We start from the raw sequence: 7,405 nt of genomic DNA on the forward strand, positions 1-7,405 counted from the left end.
TTTTTTTTTAATAGAATGTGTTATCATCATTTGATAATGTAAAAATAGAAAAAGGAAAAAAAGAAAAATAAAAAGAATAAAATCAAATAAAAATAAGAAATATTTTTATTTAAATTTATTCGAAACTTATTTTAATTTAAACTGGTATTTCAGTTTCTGGAACATTGTAAGTGTAAACAACTGAATAAAGCCTATCCACTACATTGATTAATGAACCTACAGAAATTTCAATTTTGTTATCGTTTTCTAAATAGTTTTCCTTATCAAAACTAAAACTGCCTGTTCCATTAATTACATTGAAATGAACTTCTGTTTGTTTGTCAGTGCCTCTATTTAATGTAGCATATAAATCAAATGTAGCGAGATTAGTTGCCAATTCCCCATCTTTATAGAAATTTATCTTATAAGATCCAGGGCTTTCGGTTTCAATTGTTTCAAATTTGATTTCACTTGTTTTAATTCTTGGACACATTGTTCCGACACCTACAATTCCAGTATCATTATCCCATGTCCTAAGACTGTTCACTCCATACCAATTAGGGCCAATTTGCAATCTTAAGCTTTCATCCCATTGTCCAGGACCATAGATTCCAAATGGGTTTGCACTCATTTCACCAAGGATCATCATGCTTGGCCCTTCTGCATTTCTATAGATTGCATTGTCTGTTATATTCGGTTCTATACAGTTTTCTGCCAAGTCATAACCTGCATTGAATCTTATTCCTTCCAACGAATTGTCTGCAATCAAGTTGCTTGTAACCACTATTCCAGTACTGTTATTGGAATCGACGGAAATGCCTATGTAATTGTTACTGATATTATTTTGATTTATAACAATATTCACAGCAGAATTATTTAAGAAAATTCCATAACCTCTTGGCCCTTCTGGAACATCCTCTGTATACCACCCAATATTGTCAATGATGGTATTGTTGAAAATTTCACTGTTTTTGCTTCCAAATCCATATTTAATACCATAGTTATTTAATCTGATCTCATTTTCTTTCATTGAAATATTGCTGGAATACTCATTGTATATTCCACTTTCAAATGAATTGATAATGTTTTTTTCAAGATTAATGTTTGCACTGTTCAATACTTTTATTCCAGTTCCAGGCAATATGGTGCTTCCATTATTATAATCATTGATTAAATTGGAATTTAAAATGTTAATAATGGTATTGTTTGCAATGTTTACATAATTGGAATTATTTATTAGAATTCCCTCAGACTCTCCACTTTGGGAATTTGGATTAATTTTGAAGTTAGATACATTAATGTTATCCCCATTTATTGTAAGCACAGGACTTTTGCTTAATCCATTTAGTTGAGTTCCACTATTAGTGATTAGATTTAATCCTCCTTTTATTTTTAAACTGATGCTGTCATAACTATCTCCTAGGAATTCAACTGTATTTCCATTTTCTGCACTATCTATAATCTTTTGGATTTCAATATTTGGAAGATTTTTGTCAATAAAAATTATATTTGACCCTTCCTTAATTGTGATGGAATTGGTTTTATTTATTGCTTTATTCTTTATATCCCCTAAGAATTTACTTACTAATGAGTAAGTTCCAGCTGTATCAATGTTGATATTAAATTTTGCAATTCCATTTGAATCAGTGCTTGCATTATAGGTGTTTCCATTTATTGAGAAAATGATTTTCCCATTTGCCAATGCTTTTCCAGCATAATCACTTAAATAGATGGAATATTCCCCGTCGGAGTTGTTTGAATAAGTTCTATCATAGCTTGTAAACTTAGGAGTGCCTTTTTCTATTGTGATTTTATTTGTTTTAGTGATTGCTTTGTACTGATTAGTTTTCGGGGAGTTGATTTTTAAAGTGTAGACCCCTTCATCAGTTAAACTAATTTTTAGTTTAGCCACTCCTTTACTGTTTGTTTTAACAGTGTATGTTTTCTTATTGATAGTGAATTTAACCTTTTTGCTTTTTATTAACTGATTGTTTTGATCCTTTAAGGTTATGCTATAATATTCTCCAGATTGAGGCAAATATTTTTTATTTGCACTTGTGATTTTTTGCTTAAGTGCATTGATTGTGATTTTATTGGTTTTTGACTTTACCTTGTACTGGTTGGTTTTTGGAGATTTTATGGTCACTTTATATGTTTTCTTTTTTGAAAATTTGATTTTTAGCTTGACTACCCCATTTTTATTGGTTTTCTTTTTATAGGTCTTTGTACCTACTTTTATGGTAATTTTCTTGTTCGCTATTGCCGCATTGTTTTGATCTTTAAGGGTTATAGTGTAATAATTCACGCTTTTAGGTGCATAAACTTTATTTGAACTAATGATTTTTTGTTTCAATGCTTTGATTGTGATTTTATTTGTTTTTGTTATAGCTTTATATTTATTTGTACGGGCTGATTTTATAGTGATCTTATAGGTTTTTTTCTTAGAGAGCTTGATTTTTACTTTAGCTATTCCTTTACTGTTTGTTTTAACAGTGTATGTTTTCTTATTGATAGTGAACTTAACATTTTTATTTGCAATAGGTTTATTGTTTGAGTCTTTTAAAGTAATGCTATAATAACTTGCTTTATTTGGTGCAAATGCTATATTTGAGCTTATTATTTTTTGTCCAGTTCTTTTAACCACTATATTTGCTTTTGCGCTTGATTGATTGTATTCATCCTCTCCATTGAAACTTACAGCAATATGATAAGTTTTTTCGCTTGCTAATGAAATTGATAACCTGACTTTTCCATCTGCATCAGTTGTTCTTACATATGTTTTACCATTTACAGTTAATTTGATGCTTTTTCCAGCTAAAGGAGTTCCAAAGCTATCTTTTAGTGTTGCTACAAATGATGCTCCAGAGTTTGGATAAGTGTTCATATTTGAAACGGTTATCTTAGTTTGAACGCTATCTTTAGGAATTTGTGAATCTTCTATGCTAAAAGTTTTATATAACTTTTCTTTAATTGTATAGTCATCAAAAAGTCCAGGGAAGACGGCAGTTAATACATTTCCACTTTCCAAGTATTCCTTTTCGCTAAAACTGGCTGTAGCAGTACCATTTTTCATTAATACTATTCTATAAATGTCCCCTTCTTGAGGTTCTGCATATGTATTGTTTTTATTAAGGTAAAATGTTACATATATTGAATTGAAATCTGTAGCAATATTTCCATTTTTATCTACGATGGATATTTGATAGGTGCCTTTTTTAGTTTGGCTGATTTCACTGATTTGCAATTTATAGTTACCTTCACTCCAAGTGGTACTAGGAGCTTTATAGAGAGTAGCTCCACAGATTGTTTCATCGTCGAAAAATGCGTATCCTAAATAGACAACACTTTTATCAACATCATAATCTCCATTTCCATCTCCAACAAAAGTATAGGTATCGTTCTCGCTATTGTAAATGAAGGCTCCGCCAGAATATTTCTTATATTCAATATGGTATGCAAGTCTTTCGCTATGGCCTAGGAAGTAGTTGTTATTGTTAATTTCCAATTTTTCTGCTCCATTTTTTGCATCCATATTTCTTGTACGGTAATCGTTTAAAACACCATATTGTCCGTTTTGCTTAAAGAAATTGCCTTTAATTTCAATCTTGGTGATATTGCAGTTTACATAGACTCCTGCACCGCTTCCGTCATTTTGATTGTATGCAATAAAATTGTTTGTTATGTAAATGTAATCAGCTGAAATCGCACTTATTCCAAATCCTTTGTTATAGGTGATATTGTTAAAATCAATTGTAGTGTTTTGATTATTTTCAGCTATATGAATTCCATATAATCCATTATTTGTAATGGCATTGTTCAAAATAGTGGTTTTTGTGGAATTGATCAAGTTTATTCCGATATTGGATTCCTTAATGATTGAATTTGAAATTTTTGTATTTTGTGCATTCTGTACCTTTATTCCACTGCCAGTTGGAGTTTGATTGATTGTACAGTTGATGATTTCAACATCCCTTGATCCCTTTATATAAATCCCATAGTCACTGTCACGGCCAACATCGTTATTCAAAACAAATCCTTTTATAATGGTGCCGCTGCCTTCGGGACCTATATAAAAGATTCCATGCGCTCCAGATCCATCAGTATTTGATGGGCAAGGGCTCATGACAGTTCCTACTTCACTTATGATTGTTAATTTTTTATTAATTATAAAATGGCAATGAACATATTCCTTTCCTGTGATGACAATTGTATCTCCCGGATTTGCATTATCTATTGCAGTTTGAATGGTTTTGTTTGTCATTTGATTGTATGCTTTCCCATCTACTGTAATGCTGGATTGCAAATTATCCTCTTGTGAATTAGAGCTTTTTAAGTTTCCATCATTTTCCGTTGGAATGTCATCGATGCTCATTTCCTCTTTGATAGCATTATCCCCATCTTCAATAGAATCTCTTAAGACATTTTGATTATTATCATCTTGATTATTGATACTTCCATCATCAACAATCATCAAATCATCATAATCCTGACTGTTTTCAATATTGATTTCTTCTATATTTTCAGCCATAACAGCTTGTATGTTGATTATTGCCATTATGAGAAAAAGAGAAATCAATATAATCCTCTTACCTTTCATATTTTTCCTCGTTAATTAAATTATTGAATTAATCAGTTTAAAATTAAAAAATTTCTATTTGTTTTTTTTTCATTACAAAAATATTTTTCATTTCAATAATATTCTCTTTTTTAATATTGATATGTAATATTATTTATATCATTATATATAATTTTTATTCATTTGTTTTATTTTATTAAATATATTGAATATTTTTCATTTATACAGGTTTATATTCATTATTTGATTAAATGATGATAATTAATGCTTTATTTTTATGAATAGCTCTTAAAAAAAGGAAAATTATATGAAATTTCAACAAATTTACTTTTAAAAATCGATATAAAATCTTTAATAAAACGAAATTAAATTTGGCTTTAAAAATGAAATTTGAATTTAAAAAAGATCTAAATATTTAAAAAAAGAATAAAACTAGTTATTGAGAAAAATCTCAAATAACTAGATTAAATTTATTTGCTTATTTTTTTACAGTAAATTTAACTTTTTTAGTGATTGCTTTGTAGGTGTTGTCTCCTGCAAATTTAGCTGTTGCAGTGAATGTTCCTTTTTTAGCAACTTTAACACTAATGGTAGCTACACCTTTTGCGTTGGTTTTAGCACTAAAGGTTTTTCCATTTACTTTAATGGTAATTTTTTTACCTTTGATTGCTTTTCCACTTGCATCTTTAAGGGTGAATTTTACTTTTTTAGCTTTCTTAACTTTTAAAGTAGCTTTTTTAAATACTGCTTTGGTTTTTTGAACATTTATTTTAATGTTTTTAACTGCTACAACTGCATTGTTCTTATCATTTCCAAGGTAGGAAACGGTAATTGGGTAAGTGCCTTTAGTTGCAACATTAATGCTGAGTTTAGCAATACCATTTTCATCAGTTTTTACAGTTTTAGTTTGTCCGTTGAAGTAGAAAGTTACTTGCTCACCAACTAAAGCTTTTCCAGTGGAATCTTTTAAGGTTATACTGTAGTATTTTGCTACTTTTGCAGTTGCAGTCATTGCACTAGCAGTAATGGTAGGGTTGGTTTTTACTGCAGTAGCAGCAAAGTTAATGCTAGTTTCTGTTGCTTTGAGTTTGTCATCTCCAGCAAATGCAAGAGCAACTACACCATCTTCAGTTACATCAATGGTTAAGAGACCATCTGCATCGGTTTCAGCGGTTTTTGTTTCTCCACCATTAATGGAGTAAGAAATTTCTTTTCCAGCTTGCACTTCACCGTTTACGTCTACTAATTCAATAGTGATTTTTTTAGTAGAGGTAGAAACATCTTTAATGTTTATGGAGGTAGCTACTTTATCAGCTGCAGGAATTACAGGTTCATCTACACTACCCCAATCTGCATACCATACGGTTACAGGGGTTACTCCTTCAGCAATATTGTTTCCGCTAATGTCAATAGGTGCATATGGGTTTAATGCTCCTTGATTACTAAAGAGGTAAACAAAAGTGATAGATTCAGGGTTTGCTCCTTCAGCTACGGTTAAAGTGTTTCCAGTAATTTTAATGTCACCAATGGAACTAGGATATCCATGTGCGGTGTTACCGGATTCTGCTTTGATGAAGATAGATCCTTCAGTTGCTTCAATAGTGTTGTCTGCTATGATATATCCGTTTGCAGCTTTTTGTGTACTGATTACAGGTAAGTCTTTAAAGATTACATTTCCATCAGCATCTTCACAGTAACCGCATCTAATGAAAGTGTTGTTTGCAATTACACATCCTTGGGTGGAAGCTCCACCGAAGTAGATAGCATAACAGTTGTCAATGAAAGTGTTATCAGTCATTATGTTGTTTCCAGAGTTACTTGCAATGGAAATACCATCAAGAACTTGTCCTTCAAAGGTACAGCCAGTTACAGTAATGTCGTGGGATCCCATAAGGTTGATAGCTTTGGTACCGTATTCTTTGGTTCCACCATTGGTTACTTTTTCAGAAGAACCGTTGAAGTAAGAGTTTGTAATGTTACAGAATGCAGCGCCTTTTCCGTAAACTCCGCTACTCCAGTCAATGAATGCACAGTTGTTTACAAGTCCGTTTTCAATAGCTAATTGGATAGCATAACCGGATACTTGTTGACCATATGATTTATGACCATCAGTGTTAATGAAGGTTATACCATCAAATCCAGTTCCTGCTACATTTGCAATAAAGAGTGCTCCACTACCACCTTGGCTTGCACCGCTTGCCTTAATGATTACGTTATTACCCTTTATGGTGACTTTTTTAGTTATGTTGAAAATTTTTCCATCTGCAACATTATAGACTTGATTCTCACCTAAGTCAATTTCTCCACCATCTTCAGCATTATCTATTGCAGTTTGGATGTCATCTCCGGTTTTTTCTTCTCCATCCGCTAAAACAGTATCATCTGCAGTTCCAGCATCGTCAACCTCTGCAACTACATCTATTCCAGCATCATCGATGACATCATCAACTGCTTCTGCAGATACTGCGGAAACAGAAATTGCAACCAATAATACTAATAGGAGAGATAAAATTATCTTTTTATTCATATATTTTTCTCCTTTATTTATTCGATACAAAATCAAGTTTTTTAAAAATTAATTTAAAATCTTTAGCCAATTCATTAAAATTTAGCCATATCATTAAAATTTAAAAAACCTTAAAAAATTCTCATCACTAATATCGTTTATTCCAATCCTTACTGGAATTGAAATCAATCTTTCCAATTTATTTATTAAAAAACTAAAAATTTTTTCAGTATTTTTATAAATGAAATTTCCATATTAGTAATTATATTTTATATTCGATATGCAATATAAAGTTTATCGTTTATTTTTTTATTTAGGTTATTTCTTATTTTATTAATTAAATC

At 30.8% G+C, this 7,405-nt stretch carries 2 protein-coding genes; both read right to left on the reverse strand.

Translation table 11 applies throughout. The features are described from left to right. Window positions 1–136: 136 nt before the first annotated feature. Window positions 137–4,576, reverse strand: a complete 4,440-nt coding sequence (locus tag ACKI32_RS04880) for an Ig-like domain-containing protein (protein ID WP_407414070.1) — start codon at window positions 4,574–4,576, stop codon at window positions 137–139. A gap of 457 nt (window positions 4,577–5,033) precedes the next feature. Continuing rightward, the gene (locus ACKI32_RS04885; RefSeq protein ID WP_407414072.1) at window positions 5,034–7,082 is read right to left on the reverse strand and encodes an Ig-like domain-containing protein; all 2,049 of its coding nucleotides are present in this window, start codon (window positions 7,080–7,082) and stop codon (window positions 5,034–5,036) included. Window positions 7,083–7,405 lie beyond the last annotated feature (323 nt).

The organism is Methanobrevibacter sp., from assembly GCF_045611865.1.
Lineage (GTDB): Archaea > Methanobacteriota > Methanobacteria > Methanobacteriales > Methanobacteriaceae > Methanocatella.